The sequence below is a fragment of the Rhodococcus sp. G6(2025) genome (assembly GCF_058628105.1).
On record NZ_CP179750.1, the window covers coordinates 3,141,921 to 3,168,460 of the forward strand.

A 26,540-nucleotide genomic window follows, 5' to 3' on the forward strand; every position below is an offset into this window, starting at 1 on the left:
AAGACCCATGACGAACATTGTTGTTTTGATCAAGCAGGTCCCCGACACGTGGTCCGAGCGCAAGCTGACCGACGGTGACTACACGCTTGACCGCGAGGCCGCCGATGCAGTGCTCGACGAGATCAACGAGCGCGCCGTCGAGGAAGCGCTCCTGATCAAGGAGGCTCAGGGCGGCGAGGTGACCGTCCTCTCCGCAGGTCCGGATCGCGCCACCGACGCCATCCGCAAGGCCCTCTCCATGGGCGCCGACAAGGCAGTGCACATCAACGACCCGGCCCTCCACGGCTCCGACGCGGTGCAGACCGCGTGGACCCTGGCCGCGGCGCTGGGACAGATCACGTTCGAGAACGAAGAGCCTGCCGACCTGATCATCGCCGGTAACGAGGCCACCGACGGCCGCGTCGGCGCCGTTCCGGCCATCATCGCCGAGTACCTGGGCATCCCGCAGCTCACGCAGCTTCGCAAGCTCACGGTCGCCGACGGCACCGTCACCGGAGAGCGCGAGACCGACGAGGGCGTCTTCGGCCTCGAGGCGAGCCTGCCGGCCATCGTCAGCGTCACCGAGAAGATCAACGAGCCCCGCTTCCCCTCCTTCAAGGGCATCATGGCCGCGAAGAAGAAGGAAGTTCTCGTCTACACGCTGGCCGACCTCGGTGTCGACCCGGAGACCGTCGGTGTCGCCAACGCGGGCACCACCGTCACCGCCTCCACCCCCAAGCCCCCGCGTACCGCTGGTGAGCGCATCGTCGACGAGGGCGACGGCGGCAGCAAGATCGCTGCCTACCTCGTGGGCCAGAAGATCATCTGATCGCGCCCCTCTACAGACCAGCAGACACATACAGGGAGAGTTAGACATGGCAGAAGTACTGGTGCTCGTCGAGCACGCAGAGGGTGCGCTGAAGAAGGTCACCACCGAACTCATCACCGCCGCTCGCGCGCTCGGTGAGCCGGCCGCAGTGGTCACCGGTCCCGCCGGCACCGCCGACAAGCTGGCCGAGGGCCTCACCGCCGCGGGCGCGGCCAAGATCTACGTCGCCGAGTCGGACGACATCGACGGCTACCTCGTCACCCCGAAGGTCGACGTGCTCGCGTCGCTCGTCGAGTCGGCCGCGCCGGCTGCGGTCATCACCGCCGCCAGCGTCGAGGGCAAGGAGGTCTCCGGACGTCTTGCTGCCCGCATCGGCTCCGGCCTGCTCGTCGACGTCGTCGACGTGAAGTCCGACGGCAGTGCCGTGCACTCCATCTTCGGTGGCGCGTTCACCGTCGACGCCAAGGCCAACGGCGACGTCCCGGTCATCTCGGTCCGCCCGGGTGCCATCGAGGCGAAGCCCGAAGCGGGCGCAGGCGAGAAGGTCTCCGTCGAGGTCCCGGCCCAGGAAGAGGGCGCCGTCAAGATCACCTCGCGTGATCCGATCGTCGGTGGCGACCGCCCCGAGCTCACCGAGGCGACCGTCGTCGTCTCCGGTGGCCGCGGTGTCGGCAGCGCCGACAAGTTCACCGTCGTCGAGGAACTCGCCGACTCGCTGGGTGCCGCTGTCGGTGCCTCGCGTGCCGCGGTCGACTCGGGCTACTACCCGGGACAGTTCCAGGTCGGTCAGACCGGTAAGACGGTCTCCCCGCAGCTGTACATCGCGCTCGGCATCTCCGGTGCGATCCAGCACCGCGCCGGTATGCAGACGTCGAAGACCATCGTCGCCGTGAACAAGGACGAGGAAGCCCCGATCTTCGAGATCGCGGACTACGGCATCGTCGGCGACCTGTTCAACGTCGCTCCGCAGCTCACCGAGGCTGTCAAGGCCCACAAGGGCTGATTTTCGGCCGACGGCGGCCCCGTTCCCTTCCAGGGAGCGGGGCCGCCGTCGTATCTTCCGTCGTTCATCCGGGCTGCATCGACACGACACCCGGGCGATGCCCTCACGCCGCCCCTGCTCGGTAAACCTGCGCCATGACAACTTCGTCAGTTCTCCGCGCACCGAGTGAGACCGCCGATTCTGTTGTAACCGCGCCCCGATACTCCCTGGTCGTCTCGTCCGACCGTGAACACCGCGTTGCGGCCCAAAGGCTGCGCTACCGCGTGTTCGCCTCCGAACCCGGATTCTCCGTCCCCGCGCACGCGGACGCCCTCGACGCCGACCGGTTCGACGACTTCTGCGACCACCTCCTCGTCCGCCACGAGGCGACCGGCGAGTTCGTCGGCTGCTACCGCATGCTCCCGCCCGACGCCGCCGCCCAGGCCGGCGGCTATTACACCGCCACCGAATTCGACATCTCCGCTCTGGACCCCGTCGGCAACCGCATCGTCGAGATGGGCCGGGCGTGCGTCGACCCCGACCACCGCTCCGGTTCGGTGCTGAGCCTGATGTGGGCAGGCATCCTCCACTACCTGCAGCTCACCGGATACGAGTGGGTCATGGGATGTGTCTCCGTGCCGATGCGGGAGCATCCGGACGCGGTGGCCGGTTCCAACGTCCGCGGGGTGCGCGACCTGCTGCTCCGCAAGTACGGCAACGACCCGGCCGCGCGGGCCGTGCCCAGGAACCCGGTGCGCGTCGACGGGCGGTCGCTCGACGAGATCGCGCCGCCCGCCCGCCCGACCCTGCCGCCGCTGCTCCGGGGCTACCTGCGCCTCGGGGCCAAGGTGTGCGGTGAGCCCGCGCACGATCCGGAGTTCGGTGTGGCCGATTTCGTCGCCCTGCAGGGACTGCACGGCGCCAACGAGCGGTACCTCGAACGCCTGCGGTCGGCGTCGGCCACTCTCGAGGCGGGGGCACAGGCATGAGCACGGCCCTGTCCGAGCCGACCGAGGTGACCGTTCACTCGTGGATGCCGTCGAGTCCGTGCGGCGCGGGGTGTCTGCCCGCGGAGGTGAACGGGGTGTCGATGCCGACCGTGGTCGTTCGGTGGTGCCTCGTGGTGTCGGCCCTGGCGACCGCGCCGCTCCTGACCGCGGGATGGTTGCTGCCCCGGTCGTGGCGAACCGGTCTGCAGCGGCGGTATGCGGCGATCCTGTTGCGCTGCGTGGGAATTCGCCTCGTCGTCGTCGATCATCGCGGAAAGCGGCGCCACACCGGCGGGATCCTGGTGGTGGCCGGCCACGTGTCGTGGACCGACGTGCTGGTGCTCAGCGCGCTCGCGCCGGCGAACTTCGTCGCCCGCGGGGATCTGCTGGACTGGCCGGTGCTGGGGTCGCTCGCGCGGCGGATGAGGGTGGTTCCGATCGAGCGGCAGAGCCTGCGGGCGCTCCCGGCGACGGTGGCGACGACGGCGGGCAGGCTGCGCGCCGGCGAACGAGTCGTGGCGTTCCCGGAGGGCACCACGTGGTGCGGACGGGCGTACGGCGGGTTCCGGCCCGCGCTGTTCCAGGCGGCGATCGACGCGGAATGCCCGGTTCAGCCGATCTCGCTGCGGTACACCGGCCGGGGCGGGGAGCTGACGACCGGGCCGTGTTTCGTGGGCGAGGAGACGATCGGTCAGTCGATCCGGCGCATCATCCGACAGAAGGGGGTCACCGCGGAGGTGCGGCTGGCGCCGATCGAGTATCCGGGGGAGTGCCGCCGCGATCTGGCTGCCCGGTGCGAGCGCGCCGCGCGGGGCGACGAACGGATCGATCTCGCAGCGCACGACATCCTCGATCCGCTGCAGGGTGTGGCCGGGACGGCGGCCGCGGGCATCGAGGCGGCGGAGCGTCTCGTCGCCTGAGCTATCCTGGTCACGTCATGACCTCTGCCCGCAGTGCCGATCACCCCGTCTACCTGGACCACGCAGCCACCACTCCCATGGTGCCCGCGGCCGTCCGGGCGATGACCGACATCTTCAGGACCGTGGGCAATGCGTCCTCGCTGCACGGTTCCGGGCGCGCCGCCCGCCGTCGCATCGAGGAGGCCCGCGAGTCCATCGCCGCCGACCTCGGTGCCAGGCCGTCCGAGGTCATCTTCACCTCCGGTGGCACCGAGAGCGACAACCTCGCCGTCAAGGGCATCTTCTGGGCCCGGCGCGACGCCGACCCCGGCCGGGTGCGGATTCTCGCCAGTTCCGTGGAGCACCATGCGGTTCTCGACGCGGTGGAGTGGCTCGAGAAGCACGAGGGTGCCCAGGTCACGTGGCTGCCCGTCGACGAACTGGGCCGGGTGTCCCCGCAGGCGCTGCGCGACGAACTCGCCGTCCACGCGGACGAGACGGCCCTGGTCACGATCATGTGGGCCAACAACGAGGTCGGCACGATCATGCCGATCACCGAACTCGCCGCGGTGGCGGCCGAGTTCGGTGTGCCGATGCACAGCGACGCCGTCCAGGCCGTCACGCACATCCCCGTGGACTTCGCTGCGAGCGGGCTGTCCGCGCTGAGCATCGCCGCGCACAAGGTCGGCGGACCGCAGGGCGTCGGTGCGCTGCTGCTCGGACGGCAGGTGCCGTGCGTGCCGCTGCTGCACGGCGGGGGCCACGAACGAGACCTGCGTTCGGGCACCCCGGACACGGCGGGTGTCGTCGGTATGGCGGCGGCGCTGCGCGACACGACCGCCGACCTCGACGCCCGCGCGACGGAACTGACCGTCCTGCGCGACCGCCTGATCGAGCGCGTCGGCGAGATCCTTCCCGACGCCGTGCTGAACGGGCCGGTGGGCAGCGCACGACTGCCGGGCAACGCCCACTTCACGTTCCCCGGCTGCGAGGGCGATTCACTGCTGATGCTGCTCGACGCCGCCGGGATCGAGTGTTCCACGGGCTCGGCGTGTACCGCCGGGGTCGCTCGTCCGAGCCACGTCCTGACCGCGATGGGCGTGGATTCCGCGACCGCGCGGGGATCGTTGCGCTTCTCGTTCGGGCACACGTCGACGGTGGCGGACGTGGATGCAGTCATCGCGGCACTGCCGCAAGTTGTGGAGCGGGCCCGCGCCGCCGGGCTCGCCGGTGTCGGAGCGCGTGGAGGGGATCGTTGATGCGAGTACTGGCGGCCATGAGTGGCGGCGTGGATTCCGCGGTGGCGGCGGCACGGGCGGTCGCAGCCGGACACGACGTGGTGGGCGTGCATCTCGCGCTGTCCGCCGAGCCGGGCACGCTGCGGACCGGATCCCGGGGCTGCTGCTCCAAGGAGGACGCCGGTGATGCCCGGCGTGCCGCGGACGTGCTCGGAATCCCGTTCTACGTCTGGGATTTCGCCGACCGCTTCAAGGAAGACGTGATCGACGACTTCGTGGCGTCGTATGCCGCGGGGGAGACCCCCAACCCGTGCCTGCGGTGCAACGAGAAGATCAAGTTCGCGGCGCTCGCGGACCGTGCGATCGCCCTCGGGTTCGACGCGGTGGCCACCGGCCATTACGCGCAACTCGAGAACGGCGTGCTGCGCCGTGCCGTCGACGCGGACAAGGATCAGTCGTACGTGCTCGGTGTGCTCACCGCCGAGCAGCTGTCGCGGGCGATGTTCCCGGTGGGTGACACTCCGAAGGACCGGATCCGGGAGGAGGCCGCCGAACGCGGCCTCGCCGTGGCGAACAAGCCCGACAGCCACGACATCTGCTTCATCCCGTCCGGCGACACCCGCGCATTCCTCGGCGCCCGCATCGGTGTCCGCCCGGGCAGTGTGGTCGACGCCGATTCGGGTGAGGTGCTCGCGGAACACGAAGGTGTGCACGGTTTCACGATCGGTCAGCGGAAGGGTCTCGGCGTCCAGGGTCCCGCAGCCGACGGGCAACCGCGGTACGTGACGTCGATCGAACCCGACACCGGCACCGTCCGTGTCGGTTCCGCACGCAACCTCGAGGTGCACGCGATCACGGCGGACCGCGCCGTGTGGACGTCCGGGAGCACGCCGGTCGGACCGGTCGAGTGCACCGTCCAGGTCCGGGCCCACGGCGGTCTCGCCGAGGCCGTCGCCGAAGCGGTCGACGGCGGCATCGCGATCTCCCTGCGGGAGCCGCTCACCGGTGTCGCGAAGGGGCAGGCCGTCGTCCTGTACCGGACCGATCCGGCAGGCGACATCGTGCTGGGCAGCGGAACCATCTCGGGTACCGACGCACGTCCGAACACGCAGTGACGCAGGATATCTCACTGGCCGGTGCCGTCACCGGCGTCGGCTCGTGGCCGGGTACCGATCCGCGTGAAGCCGCCACGATCGTTCTCGGCGAACTCGGCCGGCTCCCGCACCTGGTCGAGTTGCCCGCCCGCGGGCTCGGCGCCGACATGATCGGCCGCGCCAGCGCTCTGCTCGTGGATCTGCAGCTGGACGTGTCCACGACGGCTTACCGTGTGGTGCAGCGTCGCGGCTCGGTCGCCAAGCGGGCGACCGACCTCCTGAACCAGGATCTCGATGCGCTCGAGGAGGCGTGGGAGAGTGCGGGCCTCGTCGGCGCCGACCACGTGGTGAAGGTGCAGTCGGTGGGCCCACTCACGCTGGCGGCCGAGGTGGAACTCGGCACCGGCCGGCGCGTGCTCACCGACCCCGGTGCGGTGCGCGACTTCGCCGAATCGCTGGGCGAGGGGCTCGCGCGGCACGCCGCGGAGGTCACCCGACGTCTCGGCGCGCAGGTGTTGGTCCAGTTCGACGAGCCGCGTCTGCCCGCCGTGCTGGCGGGGACACTGTCCGGTCGCTCGCGGCTCGAGACCGTGCGGGCGATGCCGGAACCGGAGGCTCTCGCCGTGCTGGAGGCCGCCCTCGCCGGCTGCGGCGCGGTGACCATGGTGCATTGCTGCTCCGCGGATCTGCCCACCGACCTTCTGCGGCGCAGCAGTGCCCGCGCGGTGGGTCTGGACGTGTCACAGCTGGCGTCGACGGACCTGGACGGCATCGGCGAGTTGCTCGACGCGGGCAAGGAGCTCGCACTGGGCCTCGTCCCGACCACCGCTCCCACCGTGCCTGCCACGTGGCGCGACCTGGCTCGACCTGCGGTGACGCTGATCGACCGGCTCGGGTTCGCGCGCACGACGCTACGGACCCAGGTCGCCGTGACGCCCGCCTGCGGGCTCGCGGGCGCCGACGCGTCCTGGAGCCGGGACGCCCTGAAGTTGTGCGCCGAGGTGAGTAGCGCGTTCACCGACGACCCCGAATCACTCTGAGTCCGGCATTCGGTGTCGGCCGGACCGGTTAATCTTCGGTAGTGAGTGAATCGACCGAAGCCCCGACACCGGCCCCCGGACACGTCCGGGAGCATTGGAACGAGCTGGCCGAGGAAGTGCGGCAGCACCAGTTCCGCTATTACGTCCGCGACGCGCCCATCATCTCCGACGGCGAGTTCGACGTGCTGCTGGGCGAGCTGAACGACCTCGAAAACCAGTACCCCGATCTGCGGACGCCCGATTCGCCGACACAACTCGTCGGCGGCGGTTTCGCCACCGACTTCGCCTCCGCCGATCATCTCGAGCGGATGCTCAGCCTCGACAACGTCTTCGCCACCGACGAACTGCGCACCTGGATCAGCCGGGTGGAGCAGGAGACCGGGCCCGACCTGCACTATCTGTGCGAGGTGAAGATCGACGGGGTCGCGCTGAACCTGGTCTACGAGAACGGCCGACTCGTGCGGGCCGCCACCCGCGGCGACGGCCGGACCGGTGAAGAAGTGACGCTCAATGCGCGGACCATCGACGACATTCCGGAAAAGCTCACCGGCACAGACGAATACCCGGTCCCGGCACTCCTGGAGGTGCGCGGCGAGGTGTTCTTCCGGCTCGAGGACTTCGCCGCACTCAACGCGGCGCTCGTCGAGGAAGGCAAGGCGCCGTTCGCGAATCCCCGAAATTCCGCGGCTGGGTCGCTGCGGCAGAAGAATCCGGCCGTCACGGCCCGCAGGCGCCTCGGGATGATCTGCCACGGACTCGGCCGGAGCGAAGGATTCGAGCCGGTCTCCCAGTACGACGCGTACACGGCTCTGGCGGCGTGGGGCCTGCCGGTGTCGACCCACACCGCCCGCGTCACGGGCGCGGACGCCGTCGTGGACAGGGTGCAGTACTGGGGCGAGCACCGGCACGACGTGGAGCACGAGATCGACGGTCTGGTGGTCAAGGTCGACGAGACGTCGCTGCAACGCCGGCTGGGGTCCACGTCGCGGGCGCCGCGCTGGGCGATCGCCTACAAGTACCCGCCGGAAGAGGCCACCACCAAGCTCCTCGACATCCGGGTCAACGTCGGTCGCACCGGCCGGGTCACCCCGTTCGCCTATATGGAACCGGTCACGGTCGCCGGCTCCACGGTCTCCCTCGCCACCCTGCACAACGGGTCCGAGGTCAAACGCAAGGGCGTGCTCATCGGCGACACGGTCGTACTGCGCAAGGCCGGCGACGTCATCCCCGAGGTCCTCGGACCCGTGGTCGACGCCCGGACGGGCGACGAGTACGAGTTCGTGATGCCCACCCACTGCCCGGAGTGCGACACACCGCTGGCCCCCGCCAAGGAGGGCGACGCGGACATTCGCTGCCCCAACCAGCAGTACTGCCCCGCGCAACTCCGGGAACGCGTGTTCCACGTGGCGGGCCGCGGCGCATTCGACATCGAGGTTCTCGGCTACGAGGCCGCCACGAGCCTGCTCGAAGCCAAGGCGATCGGCGACGAGGGCGACCTGTTCTCGCTCACCGAGGACGATCTGCTCAAGACGTCGCTCTTCCGGACCAAGGCCGGCGGCCTGTCGGCCAACGGCCGCCGGTTGCTCGACAACCTCGATTCCGCCAAGGACAAGCCGCTGTGGAGGGTGCTGGTCGCGCTGTCCATTCGCCACGTCGGTCCCACGGCGGCGCGTGCGCTGGCCGGTGAGTTCGGGTCGCTCGCGCGGATCCGGGAGAGCTCCGTCGAGGAACTCGCGGCGGTGGACGGGGTCGGCGGCACCATCGCCGCGGCTGTCGCCGAGTGGTTCGGCGTCGACTGGCACCTGCAGATCGTGGAGAAGTGGTCGGCGGCCGGGGTTCGCATGGAAGACGAACGCGACGAATCGATTCCGCGCCACCTCGAGGGACTGTCGATCGTCGTCACGGGGTCCCTGGAGACGTTCTCGCGCGACCAGGCGAAGGAGGCGATCCTCGTCCGAGGTGGTAAGGCCGCGGGTTCGGTGTCGAAGAAGACGGCATTCGTGGTGGTCGGCGAATCGCCGGGCTCGAAGCACGACAAGGCCGTCGAACTCGGAGTGCCGGTCCTCGACGAGGACGGGTTCCGCCGACTGCTGGAGGGTGGTCCGGACGCGGTCGCGGATTCCGGGGTGTGATCGGAACCTCACGCTCGCATTTTGGGCGGCGTGAGCAGTCCTGTCATAGTTCTGGACATGATCGAGATTCGGAATGCGACGCCGGACGACTACGAGGCCGTTGGTGACCTCACGGTGATCGCCTACGTGGGCGGCGGATTCGTGGAGGCGCACGATCCGTACACGAACCGGTTGCGCGACACCGCCGAGCGGGCGGAGAAGGCGGATGTGCGGGTGGCCGTGAAGGAGGGCCAGATCGTGGGTTCTGTCACGATCGCGGATCCGGCCTCCCCGTACGCCGATGTCGCGCAGCCGGGTGAGCTCGAATTCCGGATGCTCGCCGTGACACCCGACGCCCGCGGTTCCGGGGTCGGGTCGGCGCTCGTGCGGCACGTCCTGGACACGGCGTACGACCGCGGGGACCGCGCGGTCGTGATGTCCACCCGGCCGGACATGGAAGATGCCCGCCGCATCTACGACCGCAACGGTTTCGTGCCTGTGCCCGAACGCAATTGGGCGCCCGTGCCGGGTGTCGAGCTGACCGTCCTGGTCCGCGAGCTCGTCTGAGGCGACCACCCCCGGACCTCCCGGCCCGGGACGGTGGTCAGCTCAGAACCGTCGCGATGATGCCGGCGAGGTAACCCAGCCGGGCGATCTCGGACGGACGGAACTCCGGGCCGCCGGGACGGCCGAGCATCAGCACACGGCCGGTGGTCCCGAGGGGAGCCGCCGCGAGTGTGGTGTTCATGTCGCGCCACACCTGCGGCACCCAGTCACCCTCGCCGTCGAGCGCGGTGGGCTTCTCCAGCGGCATCCACGGGATCTCGGTGGCATGGGTCTCGGGAGCTCCCGAGCTGCCGACCACACGGTATGCGCCGTGCGGGCCGAGGTCGGCGACCACGGACCAGCCGACCCGGAGCACGCGCGGCGCCCCGTCGACGAGGACCTGCAGTCGATCGTCCGCCGCGGTGGCGACCTGGTCGATGAGCTCGAGCTCGCGGTGGGTGTCGAGGATTCCGGCGTACGGCCGGATGGAGTCGACGGTGACGCCGGGCAGGTTCTCGGCGGCCGTGATGAGGGTGTCGGGGAGCGATCCCGGCTCGACATCGACCACGAGGTCGTCGATGGCGAATCCGGCACCCCGTTCCACCACGTCGAGCGACAGAATGTCAGCACCCACCGAGCCCAGGGCGACGGCGAGAGAGCCGAGGCTACCGGGACGGTCGGGGAGCTGGACGCGAAGCAGATACGACACGTGCGTCCCTTTCACCACGAGATAGACGCGGGAGTACCTGCGACCCCCGTCGCTCACCATCCTTGCACTTTCGTTCCCGAGTATGCGGTCCCCCCTGCGGCTTCGCCGGGGACGGGACGGGGACGTGCAGGTCGCGCTCGATTCGTGACACTGCCGATACGGATTCGCCTCGTCCGCGAAACACGACAGCCCAAACATGGGTGCATGAACATCACGGCAACGGGAGTGACGACGTCCGTCTCGCGGCGGGTGGCGGCGGGCCGGGAACAGGAATTCCTGCGCTGGACGGACGCCGGGATGGCAATGGCGGGCACGTTCCCGGGGTTCCTCGGCGGGGGATGGCTGCGCGCGGCGACCGACCCCGAGCAGTACCACGTGGTGTACCGGTTCGCGGACGAGGACACTCTCGACGCGTGGACGACGTCGCCCGCCAGGAAGGTGTGGGTGGGCAGGGGAACTGGTCTCGCGCAGGACACGGTCACGCACCGGCTGACCGGGGTGGAGGGCTGGTTCGAACCGCAGTCGACGCTCACGCACGCCGTTCGGGTCACGCCGCCACCGCCGCGGTGGAAGCAGGCGGTCACCATCTGGCTCGGTTTCTTCCCGATCTCACTTCTCATCGCGTTGTTCGTCACTCCTCGGCTCTCGGCCCTGGACGTGGTGACGCGCACCGTGGTGGCGTCGGTGGTCACGACTCCGGTGATGGTCTTCGTGGTTCTGCCGTTCCTGACGGGCAGGTTGCGGCGCTGGCTGCACGGCTGATCGGGCCACGCTCTAGGCTGGGACCCACTTGTGTACGTCCGAACCGAAAGGGGCCCCGCGGTGCCTGCCATCTCCCGTGACGAGGTCGCGCACCTCGCGCGGCTGTCTCGACTCGCCCTGACCGATGCCGAGCTCGACGAGTTCGCCGGTCAGCTGGACTCGATTCTCAGCCACGTGAAGGTGGTCACCGAGGTGCCCGCCGAGGATGTTCCGCCGATGGCGAACCCGAACGCGGTCACCAACGTGACCCGTCCCGACGTGATCGTTCCCGGCTTGACTCCCGAGCAGGCGCTGTCCGCCGCACCGGCTGTCGAGCAGGGTCGCTTCGCTGTCCCGCAGATCCTTGGAGAGGGCGAATGAGCGCCGAACTGACCACTCTCGACGCCGCAGATCTCGCGTCGAAGATCCACAGCCGTGAGGTGTCGTCCGTCGAGGTCACCCAGGCGCATCTCGACCGCATCGCCGCGGTCGACGGTGACCTGAACGCCTTCCTGCACGTGGCAGGCGAGCAGGCCCTCGTGTCGGCGAAGGAAGTGGACAGCAGCCTCGCCGCAGGCAATGCACCCGCCTCCCCGCTCGCGGGAGTTCCGTTGGCGCTCAAGGACATCTTCACCACCACCGACATGCCCACCACGTGCGCGTCGAAGATCCTCGAAGGTTGGATCGCACCGTACGACGCGACGCTCACGAAGAAACTGCGCGAGGCCGGCATCCCGATCCTGGGAAAGACCAACCTCGACGAGTTCGCGATGGGTTCGTCCACCGAGAACTCCGCCTACGGCCCCACCCGCAACCCGTGGGACACCACGCGCATCCCGGGCGGTTCGGGCGGCGGCAGTGCCGCGGCCCTCGCGTCCCGGCAGGCCCCGCTCGCGATCGGCACCGACACCGGCGGCTCGATCCGTCAGCCCGCCGCCGTCACGGCGACGGTCGGCACCAAGCCGACGTACGGCACGGTCTCCCGTTTCGGCCTCGTGGCCTGCGCGTCCTCGCTCGACCAGGGTGGTCCCTGCGGCCGCACGGTCCTCGACACGGCGCTGCTGCACGAGGTCATCGCCGGGCACGACCCGCGGGACTCCACGTCGATCGACGCGCCCGTGCGTCCCGTGGTGGCGGCTGCGCGTGAGGGTGCCGGTGGCAACCTGAAGGGCGTGAAGGTGGGTGTGGTCAAGGAACTGCATTCCGACAGCTACCAGCCCGGGGTCATCTCGTCTTTCGATGCCGCCGTCGCGCAACTCACGGAACTCGGTGCCGAGGTCGTCGAGGTGTCGTGCCCCAACTTCGAGTACGCGCTCGCGTCGTACTACTTGATCCTGCCGAGCGAGGTGTCGTCGAACCTCGCACGCTTCGACGCGATGCGGTACGGCCTGCGCATCGACGAGGGTGACATGAGCGCCGACCAGGTGATGGCCGCGACGCGCGCCGCCGGTTTCGGCCCGGAGGTCAAGCGCCGCATCATGATCGGTACCTACGCGCTGTCGTCCGGCTACTACGACGCCTACTACGGTCAGGCGCTCAAGGTGCGGACGCTCATCGCCAGGGACTTCGAGAAGGCGTACGAGAAGGTGGACGTCCTGGTGTCGCCCACCAGCCCGTTCACCCCGTGGAAGCTGGGCGAGAAGGTCGGCGACCCGCTCGCGATGTACCTCTCGGACCTGTGCACGCTGCCCACCAACCTGGCGGGGCACTGCGCGATGTCGGTTCCGTCGGGACTGTCCGCGGACGACGGACTGCCGGTGGGGCTGCAGATCATGGCACCCGCGCTGGCCGACGAGCGGCTGTACCGCGTCGGTGCCGCCTACGAGGCCGCACGCGGTCCGATCGGCTCGCCGAACTAGGAGCAGTCGGGCAGGGCGGTGCCCTGCTCACTGCCGTAGCGGTGTCCGTGGCCGGCTGCGAAGTTCAGCGCGGACACCAGGTCGACACTCGTCTGCAGGAACGTGATGCCCGGAATCCATTGGGGTACCGGCGCATCGCGTACTGCGAGCGAGAGGTCGGGTCGGTGCAGGACCAGGTCGGGGGACCACCACACCACCGGGTCGGATGTGTTCGCCAACACCGTCGCCCCGTCCGTCAGAACCGAGCCGGCGGGCGGGCCGGCCCACAGTGCGCCGCAGACTCGCTCGCGCAGTGGGTCGGCGTCGGTGAAAATTGCACTGCCGCCGACGGATCCGAGGCTCTGACCGTAGACGTACAGCGCCGGGCGCAGGAGGTCGGGGAGGTCGGCGATCCGCTCGGCGACGGCATCGAACAACGCGGCCGCCGATTCGTCTGCGGCGGAACGCCCGAACACGAACGTGATCCAGCTCGGCAGGTACGAGTACTGCATGCCGACGATGGCGACGTCGTCGGCGAAGCGTTCCTCGAATCCCTCGGCGGCGTTCTCGTCGATCCACCCCGAGCCGGTGGGCACCGTGACGACGATGGCGGACCGGGTGAATCCGCCGGCCCGCTCGAGTTCCGAAACTGCCAGTGCCGCACGCGATTCGACGTCCGGCGCCGAATCCATCCCCACATAGGTGCGGATGGCGGCCGACTGCTCGCCCGCCGCCACGAACCGTCGTCCCTGGCGCCCGAGCGACTCCCAGCTGATCGCGGAGTCCGGGCTGCCGGACAGTTCGGCGGACATCGGCCGGTGCAGGGACACGTCGACGAGCGCGTTGGAGTCGCTGTAGGAACGCGACATCATTCCCCACAATGCCGGTCCGGCGACCAGTTGCAGTGCGGTCGCGAGAACGACGGCGGTGGTGGCGCTGCCGATCCAGCCGAGACGGCGGGCGACCGTGCCGACGACGCTGCCGATGCCGGCGAACAGCAGGAACGTCAGCGCCGCCACGATGATCGCCTTCATCCAGTGGTCCGGCCCGATGCCCGGCATGGCCATGGCGGCGCGCAGCGAATCCTGCCAGTGGTCGGCGAGCACGATCGCCAAGGTCACGACGATCATGGCGCCGATCAGCACCAGCAGACGCACCGAGTCCCGCGGAGGGTGGTTGCTGCGCGAACGGGTGACGAGGTACCGCAGGCGGCGGGCGAGGACGACGAAACCGAAACCGATCGCGGCGAGGACGCCGGTGAACAGGGCCTGCGTCAGCGCACTCCGGGGGAGCAGTGAGGGAGCGAGAGAGGCGAGTGTGACGGCGGTGACGACGATCGTGGAGGAGGCGCGGGGGAGAGCGGAGACCGGGATCGTCGTGACCAGTGTGCGGCGCAGGGCATTCGGCTTCGTGCGCGAACGACTGTGCACCGTGCTCCGTCCGGGACCGGACAGAGCGGTGATGATCATGCGACGGCTCCGACCGGATGCGGGCGGCGGCGGATCGACCAGGCCCCGCCTGCGAGGAGCGCGGCCCCGACACCGCCGGCCAGTGCGTACGGGAGTCCGGATTCGGTGACCGGTGCCGAATAGGCCTGGCGCCAGCTGTTTCCGGTGACGAAGGTGGTCGCGACGTTCGCCATCACGAAGCACTGCGCCCGTGCCTGCTCGTCGGCGCGGGTGTCGCACGCCGCGTGCATGCGCTGATCCAGCTGCGCGTCGAGGCTCTGCCGCGCCCAGGGACCCAGGTCCTCGCCGGACCGTGACGCGTACCGCAGAAGGTCGTAGCCGAGGTCGTGGGCCTTGCACGACGTGTCGAACTCGAGGGGCAGCGGCACGGGGGACGAGCAGTCCCCGCCGGGATTGGCGAGCATCCCGTCGATCGGCACCGGCGTGTACCCCATCACTTCGGCGAAGTCCGCGGGAATGGAGTCCTCGGAGATCTCGGCCGGTGCGGTGAGGGTGTGCACCGCGGCGGAGGCGGCGGCGTTCTCGTGCCGGGGTGTGCTCGCCGCGCCGGTGCCTGCGAATCCTGTCGTGGTCAGTAGTGCGGTTGCGGCGCACGCCACCGCGGCCCAAGTCGTTCTCCGTGTCCCCGTCTTTCGCATGACGAGAACGTTATGAATTCGTGTTGCGCAGCCACATCACCCCGGAGACCGGTTCGATTCCTGGCTTCGTGGTGCGAGGGCGCCCCGATCTCATACTCCGGGGCTACGCCGACATGGGCCCGGGGTATGAGGACACTCCGTGACCAGGGTTTCTACTGTCGACAGTGTGAAGACGAAGACGCGCATCCGGAGAGCCGCCGAAGGTCAGTGGCTGAACGTGGTAATCGTCGTGGTCACGGCGATCCTGTTCGCCGTGGCGTGGCCGACGCTGCAGCTGACCCACCAGGTCAGTCCTCCCATCCAGCCGTTCGTGGCGGCGCTCGCGACGTTCCCGTTCCTGCTCATCCGGTCGAATCCGGCACTGGCCTGGGCCGTCTCCGCGATCTCGGCGCTGGTGATTCCGCGCGTCTTCGCACTGCAGGGCGGCTACGACTACCCGTGGCAGGTGGTCCACATCCTCGTGATGCTCGCCCTGCTGGCCGCCGTCAGCATGCGGGCCGCGATTCCGGTCGTCGGTGTGGCATGGATCTCCACCGTCCTGCTTTTCCTCGCCGACACCCCGGGCACCAACGGCCGCGGGTGGGCGGTGGGCCTGACCGCGATCGTCGTCTTCGGCCTGCTGATCCGGTGGCTGGTGCTCTCGCGCAGGCAACTCGCACAGCAGGAGGAGCTGAGCGAGCTCGAGCGCACTCGCCGGACGGTCCTCGAGGAGAAGGCGCGCATCGCCCGGGACCTGCACGACGTCGTCGCGCACCACATGTCGATGGTCGTGGTGCAGGCGCAGAGCGCGCCGTACCGCATCGCCGACATGTCCGACGAGACGCGGGCCGAGTTCGAATCGATCGGAGCCGCCGGCCGTGGCGCGCTGAACGAGGTGCGCGGACTGCTCGGAGTGCTGCGCAGCGACGGCCAGCTGGCCGAGCACGCGCCCCAGCCCGGGGTTCAGCAGATCAGCGAGCTGCTCGAGGGCAGCCGCAGGGCCGGCATTCCCGTCTCCTGGCACGTCGACGGCGACCCGACGCTCGTGTCGGAGTCGGTCGGGCTCGTGATGTACCGCATTCTGCAGGAATCCCTCGCCAACACGGCCCGCCACGCGGCGGGCGCCGCGGTGGAGGTGAAGATCGCGTACGAGTCGCCGATCGCGTCGGTGTCGATCGTGAACGGGCCGCCGAGGCGGAGTCTCGTCTCCGCACTGACCAGGCACGAGTCGACCGGTGGCAACGGCATCATCGGTATGCGTGAGCGTGCGCAGGCTGTCGGGGGCGTACTCACCACCCACTTGCACGACAACGGCGGATTCGAGGTCCACGCCGAGTTCCCGGTCGCCTCCGCCTAGGCTGGCTGGGTGGCCATCACCGTATTCATCGCCGACGACCAGGCTATGGTCCGGCAGGGCTTCGGAGCCCTGCTCGCCTCACAGCCCGACATCAGTGTCATCGGTGACGCTCCGGACGGGGCGGTGGCGGTGAGCGAGGTCCGGCGTCTGCGACCCGACGTGGTCCTGATGGACGTCCGTATGCCGGAGATGAACGGACTCGACGCGGCCCGCGTCATCCTGTCGGCCGGTTTCGATCCGCCGGTGCGCGTGCTCATGCTCACCACGTTCGACGTCGACGACTACGTGTACGAGGCGCTGAGCATCGGGGCCAGCGGCTTCATGCTCAAGGACGCGCCCGCGGAGGAACTCATCCGTGCGGTGCGGGTGGTCGCGGACGGCGAGGCACTGCTCGCGCCGACCGTCACCCGGCGTCTCATCGCCGACGTGACCAGCCGCCGCAGCACGGCGCGCCGTAAACCGGCCGCGTTGTCGGCGCTGACGCCCCGCGAACGCGAGGTACTCGAACTCATCGCCCGCGGCATGTCCAACACCGAGATCGCGGAGCGCCTGTTCGTCGCCGAGCAGACCGTCAAGACGCACGTCGGCAAGGTGCTGTCCAAGCTGGATCTGCGCGACCGCGCACAGGCAGTGGTCCTGGCGTACGAGAGCGGTCTCGTCACGCCGGGCTGAGGGAACCTGCCGGTCCGAGGTGCCTGAACACGGTTCGAGCGGCAAGATGGGTGATGAGAACCACCATCACCACACGAGACGACGAGGGGTGCTTGGATGCGGATCGGAATGCTCACCGGAGGCGGAGACTGCCCCGGACTGAATGCGGTGATCAGGGCGGTGGTTCGGACCGCCGCCGGCCGATACGGCAGCTCGGTGGTGGGATTCCGTGACGGCTGGCGCGGCCTGCTCGAGGATCGCAAGGTCGTGCTGTCCAACGACGACCGGATCGATCGCATCCTCACCCGGGGCGGCACCATCCTCGGCACCGCGCGGGTCAACCCCGACAAGTTGAAGGCCGGCCTCGACCAGATCCGGCAGACTCTCGACGACAACGGGATCGACGCGCTCATCCCGATCGGCGGGGAGGGCACGCTCACGGCCGCGAGCTGGCTCGCCGAGAGCGGGGTGCCCGTGATCGGGGTTCCGAAGACGATCGACAACGACATCGACTGCACCGACGTGACGTTCGGTTTCGATACCGCGCTGTCCATCGCGACCGATGCGATCGACCGGCTGCACACCACCGCCGAATCCCACCAGCGGGTGATGCTCGTCGAGGTGATGGGCCGGCATGCGGGCTGGATCGCGTTGCACTCGGGGCTCGCGACCGGTGCGCATCTCACTCTCGTTCCCGAGGTCCCGTTCGACGTCGGCGAAGTCTGCTCCCTCGTGAAGAAGCGTTTCCAGCGCGGCGATTCGCATTTCATCTGCGTCGTCGCCGAAGGCGCCACTCCGACTCCGGAGTCGATGAGTCTGCGGGAGGGCGGTATCGACGAGTTCGGTCACAAACGTTTCACCGGTGTCGCGCAGCAGCTCGGCGACGAGATCGTCCGCCGCATCGGCAAGGAGGTGCGGACGACGGTGCTCGGGCACGTGCAGCGGGGCGGCACCCCGACGCCGTACGACCGGGTGCTCGCCACCCGCTTCGGGGTGCACGCCACCGATGCCGTCCACCGCGGCGACTTCGGCAACATGGTGGCTCTGCACGGCACGTCGATCGACCTCGTGCCCCTCGAGGAGGCGACCCGGCGCCTCAAGACGGTGCCGCGGGAACGGTACGAGGAGGCGGCCGCATTTTTCGGCTGACCGCGTTTTCCGGCGAACCACCGGACGCATAAACTCTGTGGCATGACTGCTGTCGACGCTCCGGACCTCCTCGACTACGACGAAGTGCTCGCCAAGTACGAGCCTGTTCTCGGCATGGAGGTGCACGTAGAGCTCGGCACCGAAACGAAGATGTTCTGCCCGTGCCCCACCGAGTTCGGCGCCGAGCCGAACACGCAGGTGTGCCCGGTGTGCCTCGGTCTGCCCGGGTCGCTGCCCGTGGTGAACGAGGCGGCGGTCGAGTCCGCGATCCGGATCGGACTCGCACTGAACTGTTCGATCACACCCTGGGGCAGGTTCGCGCGGAAGAACTACTTCTACCCGGATCAGCCGAAGAACTACCAGATCTCCCAATACGACGAGCCGATCGCCACCGACGGCTACCTCGACGTCGTCCTCGACGACGGCACCACGTGGCGCGTGGAGATCGAGCGCGCGCACATGGAAGAGGACACCGGAAAGTCGCTGCACGTCGGCGGTGCGACCGGGCGCATCCACGGCGCCAGCCACTCGCTGCTCGACTACAACCGCGCCGGGGTCCCGCTCGTCGAGATCGTCACCAAGACCATCAGCGGCGCCGGTGCCCGCGCTCCCGAGGTGGCCCGCGCGTACGTCACTGCGCTCCGCGACCTGCTGAAGTCGCTGGACGTCTCCGACGTCCGCATGGACCAGGGTTCGATGCGCTGCGACGCCAACGTGTCGCTGATGCCGATCGGGGCGACCGAACTCGGCACCCGTACCGAGACGAAGAACGTCAACTCCCTCAAGAGTGTCGAGGTGGCGGTCCGGTACGAGATGCGCCGGCAGGCCGCGGTGCTGGAGGCCGGCGGTGAGGTGATCCAGGAGACCCGGCACTTCCAGGAGGCCGACGGGACCACGTCACCGGGCCGCCGCAAGGAAACCGCCGAGGACTACCGCTACTTCCCGGAGCCCGATCTCGAGCCGGTCGCGCCCAGCGCGGAATGGATCGAGGAGCTGCGTGGCACCCTGCCCGAGCTGCCGTGGGTCCGCCGCGCCCGGATCCAGGCCGACTGGGGTGTGTCCGACGAGGTCATGCGCGACCTCGTCAACGCGGGCGCCCTCGACCTCGTCATCGCCACCGTCGAGGCCGGCGCCTCCCCGGAGGCCGCACGGTCCTGGTGGGTGTCGTACCTGGCGCAGCAGGCGAACACCCGCGGGGTGGAACTCGCCGAGCTGCCGATCACGCCGGCTCAGGTCGCGCAGGTGGTCGCGCTGATCGACAGCGGGAAGCTCAACAACAAGGTGGCCCGCCAGGTGGTCGACCACGTGCTCGAGGGGGAGGGCGACCCCGAGCAGGTCGTCGCGAACCACCCCGAGCTGGTCGTCGAACGCGACGACACGAAGCTGAAGGCGGCCGTCGACGAGGCTCTGGCCGCGAACCCCGACATCGCCGAGAAGATTCGCGGCGGCAAGGTCGCGGCCGCGGGCAAGATCGTCGGCGACGTGATGAAGGCCACGCGTGGTCAGGCCGACCCGGCCCGCGTCAAGGAACTGGTCATCGAGGCCTGCGGCTGAACCCCTTCTGCACCAACGGGACGCTCGTTCGGATCAACCGAACGAGCGTCCCGTTCGTTTCGACGGGGCGGGCCGTCAGTCGAATCCGCCGCCACCGGACGGCAGGGGCATCTTGATCACGCGGTCGTCGTTGGGTCCGGGCTGACCGCCGGTCTTGTTGACGGTGCTCACCCAGATGAGACCGTCGGGTCCGAGCGCGGCGCCGCCGAGTTGGCCGTACCGGTCCTGGACGATGACACCGGGGGCGGTGGTGACCGCTCCCGTGCCGGGGTCGGCAGCGAGTGCGGACATCGCCTTCGCGGTGCTCAGTGACACCGCCACGACGTCACCGGCGGCGACGCAGCCGCCGACGCCGGGCCGCTCCGGCCACGTCCATACCGGCGACGACACGGCTCCGTCGGCGCTGACCCGCAGCAGCCGATCCTCCAGGGGGGTGCGATCGGTGACCCACACGGCCACACCCGGGTCGACGCACACGCCACCGGCGGTCCCGATGCCCGACAGCACCACCTGAGGGCGCGGCTGCGCCGGCGCCGGCGCGGGTGACAGGGCGGTGACCTTCAGCAGTTTCCCGGCGAGGGACGCCGGATCGGCGGCCGCGGCGGCGTTGCCCGCGTTGCCGGTCAGGACCATCAGCTCGTCGCCCGAGAATTCGAGCGAACCCGCATTGCCCGCGTCGCCGCGCGGAATCCCGCCGAGAACCTCCTTGGCGGAGTCTCCCGGTGCGATCCGCACCACCCGGTTGTCGGTCGGGGTCGTGACGTACGCGTAGATGAGGTTGTCCTCGACGAAACTCGGCGACAGCGCGATGTCGAGGAGTCCACCGTCGGTGGTGCCGTCGACGTCGACGTGCGCGATCTCCTTGGGGGTCTGCCCCTGGGCGACCTGCAGGATGCGTCCGGTCCGGCGCTCGGCGACGAGGGCGGTGGCCCCGTCGGGGAGGACGACGAGTCCGCCGGTGGTGTCGAGGCAGGTGGCGATCACGCTGGGGTCCGGATCCTGGCACGGTCCCAGCGGACCGCTCGGCGGCGGGGTGGTCGTCGTGGACGGCGGCGGGTTCTCCGGTTCCACCTCGGCACCCGACGCACCGGTCGGCTCGGGTGTGAAGGGGGAGGACGCGGAGTCGTCGAATTTCGCGCATCCGGCGGCGAGGACCGCCGTCACGCACAGTGCGGACATCGCCATCTTGCGGGACGCCGTGCGGCGCCGCCCACCCACCATCATGATGGAGACGTTACGGAAGAGTGCGAGGTCGCCGCCACGCCGGTTCCGCCTACCAGCGATGTCCGGCCGGTCGACCTAGGCTTGACGGTGTGACTGACATGCGGAAAGACCCCAGCGAGTCGTCGGACCAGGGTGCTGCCGACCAGAGCGCCTCACCCGGCTACGGCAAGGTCTCGAGCCCTTACGACCTTCCCACCGAGCGCTTTCCGTCGGCCACGCCGACATCCGGTTCCGCGGGGCAGCGTCTGCCGCACACCGACGACGAACTCGACTACGGCGATGCGCGCGGCGGGGGACTCCCCACCGAGCAGATCCCCGCGTACCGGCAGTCGGGGGCGTCCGACATGTCGGACCATCCGACCCAGGTGATCGGCGCGGGTTCCGGCGCGTCCCTCGGGGCGACAGCGGGCGATCCGTCGACCGACCGGATCGGCGAGGGCGACGTGAAGATCGGCCGCGGCACCCTGGACCTCGGACTGCTGGCCCTGCGACTCGCGGTCGGCGGAACGGCACTCGTGCACGGTCTGCAGAAGCTGACGGGGATGTGGAACGGTCCGGGACTCGACGGGTTCGAAGAGGTACTCGTGAACTCGGGGTTCCAGCAAGCGAAACTGCTCGCGATTCTGGGTGCCATCGGTGAGGTCGCGGGCGGTGCACTGCTCATCCTCGGTCTCGTCACCCCGCTCGCCGCGGCCTCGGTGCTGGCCGTGATGATCAATGCGTGGGCGTTCCGGCAGATCGCGGAACCGGGGCTCGAGTACTTCGCGCCCGCGGGCACCGAGTACGAGACGCTGCTGGGTGTGTGCGCCGGCGTGATCATTCTCACCGGGCCGGGACGCATCTCGCTCGACGGCCGCCGGGGCTGGGCGACGCGCCCGTTCATCGGGTCGTTCGCGGCGCTGATCCTGGGCGTCGCCGCCGGTGTCTGCGTGTGGATCTTCCTGAACGGTGCCAACCCGCTCATCTGAGCGTCTCGTGCATACACGACTGCGCCGCACCCCCGGATCGGGAGTGCGGCGCAGTCGTTTTCGTTCGAGATCAGCGTTGGACGAGTTCCGGGATGTTCTCCTCCTCGGGCGGGCCGGCCTGGGCGGCGAGCTTCTGTCCGAGGACCGACTTGCGCCGGCCGTAGGCGAGGTAGACGACGACGCCGAGGGCCATCCAGACGAGGAACCGGATCCAGGTCTCGACCGACAGGTTCAGCATCAGCCATCCGCAGGCCAGGACGGCGAGGATGGGGACGAGCGGGACCAGCGGAACGCGGAATCCGCGGGGCAGGTCGGGACGCGTACGGCGGAGGATGATGACGCCGATGCAGACGAGGACGAACGCGAAGAGGGTGCCGATGTTCACCATCTCCTCGAGCGTGCCCATCGGGAAGAAGGCGGCGAGGAGCGCGACCACGGCGCCGACGAACAGGGTGATGCGGACCGGGCTGCCGTTCTTGCCGGTCTTGGCGAGACCGCGGGGCACGAGTCCGTCGCGGGACATGGCGAACAGGACGCGGGTCTGGCCGAGCATCATCACCATCACGACGGTGGTGAGGCCCGCGAGCCCGCCGAAGTTGATCGCGGTCTGGGCCCAGGTGATTCCGTGTGCCTCGAAGGCGGTCGCGAGGGTGGCGCTGCTGTCGCCGACGAGCGGGCTACCGGTCTTGAGGTCGGTGTACTTCACCATGCCGGTGAGCACGAGGGTGACGGCGACGTAGAGCACGGTGACGATGGCGAGCGAGCCGAGAATGCCGCGGGGGAGCGCCTTCTGCGGGTTCTTGGTCTCTTCGGCGGTGGTGGCGACGACGTCGAATCCGATGAAGGCGAAGAAGACGAGGCTCGCTGCGGCGAGGAGGCCGTACCAGCCGTAGCTGCTGCCGTCCGCTCCGGAGAGGAAGGAGAAGAGGGTCTGGTGCACACCCTGCGCGGCGCTCTCGTTGCTCTCGGCGGGCGGAATGTACGGGGCGTAGTTCTCCTTCTTGATGTAGAAGACGCCGACGGCGATGACGAGGAGGACGACGGCGATCTTGATGGCCGTGATGACGGCGGACACGCGCGAGGACACCTTGGTCCCGATGGCGAGCACGATCGTGATGCCGCCGACGATGATCAGCGAGCCCCAGTCGAAGTCGATGGGACCGAGATGGGCTGTGGTGGATCCGCTGAACCCGAGGACGTTACCCAGATACAGCGACCAGCCCTTGGAGACGACGGCCGCCGCGAGGGCGAATTCGAGGATGAGGTCCCAGCCGATGATCCAGGCGACGAACTCGCCGAAGGTGGCGTAGGAGAACGTGTACGCACTGCCCGCGACGGGGACGGTGGATGCGAACTCGGCGTAGCAGAGGGCGGCCAGGCCGCACGCGATGGCGGCGAGGACGAAGGCGAGCGAGATGGACGGCCCGGCGACGTTGCCTGCAGTCCGGGCGGTGAGCGTGAAGATACCGGCGCCGATCACGACGGCGACACCGAAGACGGTGAGGTCCTTCGCGGTGAGTTCCCTCCGCAGCCGGGTGTCGGGTTCGTCGGTGTCCGCTATCGATTGCTCAACGGATTTCGTTCGCCAAATGCCGACTCCTGGCATGTGTCGCTCCTTGGTTGTATTCCCGATGGCCTCGTGGGCCGGAGATGTTCCGGTGGTGCTGCCGATTGTGATGTAGGTCTCAACGGCCAACTGAGGGAACCACTACTGAGCGCCGTGTGCAAGAAGCCCGGGCTCAACTGATCAATTCGATCAGTAGAACCTGTTCTCGGGTGTCGCCGTCTGAGCGAGTTGATCACCCGTGAGCGCGGTCACATCCGAGACGGAATCCGTCGTCGCACCGACGACGGAAGCCGGGTGCCGCGGCAGGAAGCTCCTGCTGCGGCACCCGGCTTCGTGTCCGTTCGGTGCGCGGTGCGGGTGTGTCAGGGGACCTGACGGACCGCGCCCTTGTCGGCGGACGTGGCCAGCGCGGCGTACGCCCGCAGGGCGGTGGTGACGGTGCGTTCGCGGTTCACCGGCTGCCACGGACGCTCGGACGACTCCATCTTCGCCCGGCGCTCGGCGAGCACCGCGTCGTCGACGAGGAGTTTCAGCGTGCGGGTCGCGATGTCGATGAGGATCTGGTCGCCGTCCTCCACCAGGCCGATGGCGCCGCCGCTGGCGGCCTCGGGGGAGATGTGGCCGATGGACAGTCCCGAGGAACCGCCGGAGAATCGGCCGTCGGTGATCAGCGCACACTTCTTCCCGAGGCCGGAGCCCTTGAGGAATGCGGTGGGGTGCAGCATCTCCTGCATGCCCGGGCCGCCTGCGGGACCCTCGTAACGCACGACGAGGACCTCACCGGGCTGGATCTTCTTGCCGAGGATCACCGACACCGCCTCTTCCTGCGACTCCACGACGCGCGCGGGCCCCTGGAAGTGGAACAGGTCTTCGTCGATGCCCGCCGTCTTGATGACGGCGCCGTCGACGGCGATGTTGCCGCGCAGCACTGCCAGGCCGCCCTCGACCGTGTGCTTGTGCTCGAAGTCGCGGATGCAGCCGTTGGCGGCGTCCGTGTCGAGCGACGACCAGCGGTTGTTCGTCGAGAACGGTTCGGTGGTGCGGACACCGCCCGGTGCGGCGTGGAAGAGTTCGACGGCCTCGTCGGATGCCTTGCCGGACCGGATGTCCCACGTGTCGAGCCACTCGTCGAAGCTCTCGGTGTGCACCGTCGACACGTCGCTCTCGAGCAGGCCGGCCCGGCGGAGTTCGCCGAGGATGGCGGGGATTCCGCCCGCCCGGTGCACGTCCTCCATGTGGTAGTCCGAGTTGGGGGAGACCTTCGACAGGCACGGCACCTTGCGGCTGATCTCGTCGATCTTGTCGAGGTCGAAGTCGTAGACCTCACCCTCCTGCGCGGCCGCGAGGGTGTGCAGGACCGTGTTGGTGGAACCGCCCATTGCGACGTCCAGTGCCATCGCGTTGCGGAATGCGGCGGGCGTCGCGATGTTGCGGGGGAGGACGGAGTCGTCCTCGTCCCGGTAGTACCGCAGGGCGGCTTCGACGACGGTGGTGCCCGCGCGGGTGAACAGCGCGCGACGGGCCTCGTGGGTGGCCAGCGTGGAACCGTTGCCCGGCAACGCCAGACCGAGCGCCTCGGTGAGGCAGTTCATCGAGTTCGCGGTGAACATGCCCGAGCACGACCCGCACGTCGGGCAGGCGCTGCGCTCGACCTCGGACAGTCCTTCGTCGTCGACTTCGTCGTTGGCGCTCGCCGAGATCGCCGTGATGAGGTCGGTCGGTGCCTGGGCGACACCGTTCACCACCACCGCCTTGCCAGCCTCCATTGGACCGCCCGACACGAACACGGTCGGGACGTTCAAACGCAGTGCGGCATTGAGCATTCCGGGAGTGATCTTGTCACAGTTGGAGATGCAGACGAGCGCGTCGGCGGTGTGCGCGTTTACCATGTACTCGACGGAGTCGGCGATGATCTCGCGGCTAGGAAGGGAATACAGCATGCCGCCGTGTCCCATCGCGATGCCGTCGTCGACGGCGATCGTGTGGAACTCGCGAGGTACACCACCGGCGGCGCGGACGGCGTCGGCGACGATGTCGCCGACGTTCTTCAGGTGGACGTGCCCGGGAACGAACTGCGTGTACGAGTTCGCGATCGCGACGATCGGCTTCCCGAAGTCGGAGTCGGTCATTCCGGTGGCGCGCCACAGTGCGCGGGCGCCTGCGGCATTTCGTCCTGCGGTGGTGGTTCGGGACCTCAGCGGGGGCATGAGCGTATTCCTTAGTCAGCGTACGGAAGTACTGACAAACGCTACTCGCGCACTAATCCCCGTCTGTGTCCGGCCGGTTCTTCACCGGCTGCTCGCCGTTCGATTCCGCGTCGGCGTGGTGGGCTGCTTCGTCCGCCGCGGCGGCTGCCGCGTAGGGGTCGGTGATGCGGCCGCCGCTCGCCTCGGCGATATCGGGAAGCCGGTCGAACGTGACGACGGGAAGGGTCACCTCGCCCCCGTCGGTCAGGGTCGCCCGGGCCCAGCCGCGCTTGGGGAAGCGGAATCCCGTGATCTCGGACCACCCCAGCGACCGGCCGCCGAACAGCCGGCGCACTTCGAGTCCGTCGGGCGTGACGGTGGTGCGCACCCGCGCGACCCAGGCCACCGCGACGATCGGGGCGATCACGAGCCAACCGAAGGCGGCGGGCCAGCCGAAGATGGGGAACGACACGGCGAACAGGAGGAAGGCGCATCCCAGATAGGCCAGGGGAGAAATCCGGATGACCTGCTTGGGCGGGTTCGTCGTGTGGGATGATGATTCTGGTGGCACGGGCTGCTGCGGAGTTGACACCTCTACATCTTCGCACCGCAGCCGATGTATCTCATATTCTGGGACGGCCGACTCACCAAGTTGACTGTTCACTATTAGCGCGCCTACCGTCGAGCGCGTGAAACAGAATGAGTTGCTCGTAATCGGCCGGCGCGTCGTCGCCTGAGTCGATTCCTTCAACTCGCCAGATAACGACGCGCCACCCTCGTACAGCATCAGCTGACGGGGGTTT

The 26,540-nt window shown here is 69.0% G+C and carries 24 protein-coding genes; 17 read left to right on the forward strand and 7 right to left on the reverse strand.

Features of this window, described 5'->3' with window-relative positions; translation table 11 throughout:
* Nucleotides 1–7: 7 nt before the first annotated feature.
* The 9 genes from ACLIVD_RS14300 (at nt 8) to ACLIVD_RS14340 (ending at nt 9,728) form a co-directional block, all read left to right on the forward strand.
* Nucleotides 8–808 (forward strand): electron transfer flavoprotein subunit beta/FixA family protein, encoded by an 801-nt coding sequence (locus ACLIVD_RS14300; RefSeq protein ID WP_005259535.1) that lies wholly within the window; start codon nt 8–10, stop codon nt 806–808.
* 46 nt (nt 809–854) lie between these two features.
* On the forward strand, nt 855–1,811 hold the full coding sequence (locus ACLIVD_RS14305; protein WP_491932607.1) for an electron transfer flavoprotein subunit alpha/FixB family protein: 957 nt from the start codon (nt 855–857) through the stop codon (nt 1,809–1,811).
* Nucleotides 1,812–1,945: 134 nt separating this feature from the next.
* Complete coding sequence (locus ACLIVD_RS14310) at nt 1,946–2,779, forward strand: GNAT family N-acetyltransferase (RefSeq protein ID WP_011598359.1); 834 nt, start codon at nt 1,946–1,948, stop codon at nt 2,777–2,779.
* Complete coding sequence (locus tag ACLIVD_RS14315) at nt 2,776–3,699, forward strand: lysophospholipid acyltransferase family protein (protein WP_491932608.1); 924 nt, start codon at nt 2,776–2,778, stop codon at nt 3,697–3,699. Before ACLIVD_RS14310 ends, ACLIVD_RS14315 begins: the two co-directional genes overlap by 4 nt.
* Before the next feature lie 17 nt (nt 3,700–3,716).
* Entirely contained in the window at nt 3,717–4,937 is a 1,221-nt protein-coding gene (locus ACLIVD_RS14320; RefSeq protein ID WP_283334830.1) for a cysteine desulfurase family protein, read from the forward strand.
* Nucleotides 4,937–6,031, forward strand: coding sequence for a tRNA 2-thiouridine(34) synthase MnmA (mnmA, locus tag ACLIVD_RS14325; RefSeq protein WP_016883114.1), 1,095 nt, complete (start codon nt 4,937–4,939; stop codon nt 6,029–6,031). Before ACLIVD_RS14320 ends, mnmA begins: the two co-directional genes overlap by 1 nt.
* Nucleotides 6,028–7,050, forward strand: coding sequence for a methionine synthase (locus ACLIVD_RS14330; RefSeq protein WP_280781715.1), 1,023 nt, complete (start codon nt 6,028–6,030; stop codon nt 7,048–7,050). Before mnmA ends, ACLIVD_RS14330 begins: the two co-directional genes overlap by 4 nt.
* 41 nt (nt 7,051–7,091) lie before the next feature.
* The gene (ligA, locus tag ACLIVD_RS14335) at nt 7,092–9,182 is read left to right on the forward strand and encodes an NAD-dependent DNA ligase LigA (protein WP_283334829.1); all 2,091 of its coding nucleotides are present in this window, start codon (nt 7,092–7,094) and stop codon (nt 9,180–9,182) included.
* A 57-nt stretch (nt 9,183–9,239) separates the two neighbouring features.
* A complete protein-coding gene (locus tag ACLIVD_RS14340; RefSeq protein WP_491932609.1) occupies nt 9,240–9,728 on the forward strand; it encodes a GNAT family N-acetyltransferase in 489 nt (162 codons plus the stop codon).
* 37 nt (nt 9,729–9,765) lie between these two features.
* On the opposite strand, the gene ACLIVD_RS14345 is transcribed toward ACLIVD_RS14340, so the two are convergent.
* Nucleotides 9,766–10,416, reverse strand: coding sequence for an ACT domain-containing protein (locus ACLIVD_RS14345; RefSeq protein ID WP_025432327.1), 651 nt, complete (start codon nt 10,414–10,416; stop codon nt 9,766–9,768).
* A 204-nt stretch (nt 10,417–10,620) separates the two neighbouring features.
* Between ACLIVD_RS14345 and ACLIVD_RS14350 the strand changes: the two genes are divergently transcribed.
* Genes ACLIVD_RS14350 through gatA form a run of 3 tightly spaced genes read left to right on the forward strand, consistent with a single transcriptional unit; the run spans nt 10,621 to nt 13,016 of the window.
* Entirely contained in the window at nt 10,621–11,178 is a 558-nt protein-coding gene (locus ACLIVD_RS14350) for an antibiotic biosynthesis monooxygenase (protein ID WP_112299403.1), read from the forward strand.
* Nucleotides 11,179–11,238: 60 nt separating this feature from the next.
* Nucleotides 11,239–11,538, forward strand: a complete 300-nt coding sequence (gene gatC / locus ACLIVD_RS14355; RefSeq protein ID WP_283334828.1) for an Asp-tRNA(Asn)/Glu-tRNA(Gln) amidotransferase subunit GatC — start codon at nt 11,239–11,241, stop codon at nt 11,536–11,538.
* Nucleotides 11,535–13,016, forward strand: coding sequence for an Asp-tRNA(Asn)/Glu-tRNA(Gln) amidotransferase subunit GatA (gene gatA, locus ACLIVD_RS14360; RefSeq protein WP_105413070.1), 1,482 nt, complete (start codon nt 11,535–11,537; stop codon nt 13,014–13,016). Before gatC ends, gatA begins: the two co-directional genes overlap by 4 nt.
* Here the strand turns inward: gatA and ACLIVD_RS14365 are convergent.
* Nucleotides 13,013–14,464: an alpha/beta-hydrolase family protein gene (locus ACLIVD_RS14365; protein ID WP_283334827.1), complete on the reverse strand. Its 1,452-nt coding sequence runs from the start codon at nt 14,462–14,464 to the stop codon at nt 13,013–13,015. The genes gatA and ACLIVD_RS14365 overlap by 4 nt on opposite strands.
* On the reverse strand, nt 14,461–15,102 hold the full coding sequence (locus ACLIVD_RS14370; RefSeq protein ID WP_283334826.1) for a hypothetical protein: 642 nt from the start codon (nt 15,100–15,102) through the stop codon (nt 14,461–14,463). The genes ACLIVD_RS14365 and ACLIVD_RS14370 overlap by 4 nt, the downstream gene beginning before the upstream one ends.
* A 139-nt stretch (nt 15,103–15,241) precedes the next feature.
* Between ACLIVD_RS14370 and ACLIVD_RS14375 the strand changes: the two genes are divergently transcribed.
* The 4 genes from ACLIVD_RS14375 (at nt 15,242) to gatB (ending at nt 19,792) form a co-directional block, all read left to right on the forward strand.
* Complete coding sequence (locus tag ACLIVD_RS14375; RefSeq protein ID WP_491932610.1) at nt 15,242–16,438, forward strand: sensor histidine kinase; 1,197 nt, start codon at nt 15,242–15,244, stop codon at nt 16,436–16,438.
* Between the two features lie 9 nt (nt 16,439–16,447).
* Nucleotides 16,448–17,110 carry a response regulator gene (locus ACLIVD_RS14380; protein ID WP_005240363.1) on the forward strand — a complete coding sequence of 221 codons (663 nt, stop codon included), beginning with the start codon at nt 16,448–16,450 and terminating at the stop codon, nt 17,108–17,110.
* A 96-nt stretch (nt 17,111–17,206) separates the two neighbouring features.
* Complete coding sequence (locus ACLIVD_RS14385) at nt 17,207–18,238, forward strand: ATP-dependent 6-phosphofructokinase (RefSeq protein WP_009479670.1); 1,032 nt, start codon at nt 17,207–17,209, stop codon at nt 18,236–18,238.
* A gap of 42 nt (nt 18,239–18,280) precedes the next feature.
* Nucleotides 18,281–19,792, forward strand: a complete 1,512-nt coding sequence (gatB, locus tag ACLIVD_RS14390; protein WP_283334824.1) for an Asp-tRNA(Asn)/Glu-tRNA(Gln) amidotransferase subunit GatB — start codon at nt 18,281–18,283, stop codon at nt 19,790–19,792.
* 75 nt (nt 19,793–19,867) lie between these two features.
* Here gatB and ACLIVD_RS14395 read toward each other — a convergent pair whose 3' ends face one another.
* A complete protein-coding gene (locus ACLIVD_RS14395; RefSeq protein WP_491932611.1) occupies nt 19,868–21,016 on the reverse strand; it encodes a PQQ-dependent sugar dehydrogenase in 1,149 nt (382 codons plus the stop codon).
* 98 nt (nt 21,017–21,114) lie between these two features.
* Here ACLIVD_RS14395 and ACLIVD_RS14400 point away from each other — a divergent pair, with 98 nt between their 5' ends.
* Nucleotides 21,115–21,984 carry a DoxX family protein gene (locus tag ACLIVD_RS14400; RefSeq protein ID WP_491932878.1) on the forward strand — a complete coding sequence of 290 codons (870 nt, stop codon included), beginning with the start codon at nt 21,115–21,117 and terminating at the stop codon, nt 21,982–21,984.
* A 70-nt stretch (nt 21,985–22,054) separates the two neighbouring features.
* Here ACLIVD_RS14400 and ACLIVD_RS14405 read toward each other — a convergent pair whose 3' ends face one another.
* The 3 genes from ACLIVD_RS14405 to ACLIVD_RS14415 all read right to left on the reverse strand — a co-directional run bounded on the left by ACLIVD_RS14405 (nt 22,055) and on the right by ACLIVD_RS14415 (nt 26,308).
* Nucleotides 22,055–23,590 carry an amino acid permease gene (locus ACLIVD_RS14405; RefSeq protein WP_005240375.1) on the reverse strand — a complete coding sequence of 512 codons (1,536 nt, stop codon included), beginning with the start codon at nt 23,588–23,590 and terminating at the stop codon, nt 22,055–22,057.
* A gap of 323 nt (nt 23,591–23,913) precedes the next feature.
* A complete protein-coding gene (gene ilvD, locus ACLIVD_RS14410) occupies nt 23,914–25,758 on the reverse strand; it encodes a dihydroxy-acid dehydratase (RefSeq protein WP_283334822.1) in 1,845 nt (614 codons plus the stop codon).
* Between the two features lie 52 nt (nt 25,759–25,810).
* Entirely contained in the window at nt 25,811–26,308 is a 498-nt protein-coding gene (locus ACLIVD_RS14415) for a PH domain-containing protein (protein WP_491932879.1), read from the reverse strand.
* Nucleotides 26,309–26,540 lie beyond the last annotated feature (232 nt).